Raw genomic sequence first — 274 nt, 5'->3', positions numbered from 1 at the left:
GTTTATCTGAACCAAAACGGTCCATAGCCTCTGCATATGTCATACGTGGGAATGGGCCACTAACGTCTATTCCTTTTACATCTTTTACAACCTTACGTAACATATCTTCACCCATGGCTATGATATCTTCTTGATCGACAAAACTCATTTCAATATCAACTTGAGTGAATTCTGGTTGACGATCTGCACGTAAGTCTTCATCACGGAAACATTTAACAATTTGATAATATTTATCAAAACCACTTATCATTAATAGTTGTTTAAATAATTGTGG

General features: G+C 35.0%; 1 protein-coding gene. It reads right to left on the bottom strand.

Features of this window, described 5'->3' with window-relative positions:
• Positions 1-274: amino acid--tRNA ligase-related protein (locus GNF10_RS39595; protein WP_369009423.1), on the bottom strand; the 274-nt coding region annotated here is incomplete at both ends.

This window comes from Nostoc sp. UCD121, from assembly GCF_014222285.1.
Classification (GTDB): domain Bacteria; phylum Cyanobacteriota; class Cyanobacteriia; order Cyanobacteriales; family Nostocaceae; genus Nostoc.
The sequence above is the reverse complement of the archived record's forward strand: the minus strand, read 5'-3'. Positions and strand labels throughout refer to the sequence as shown.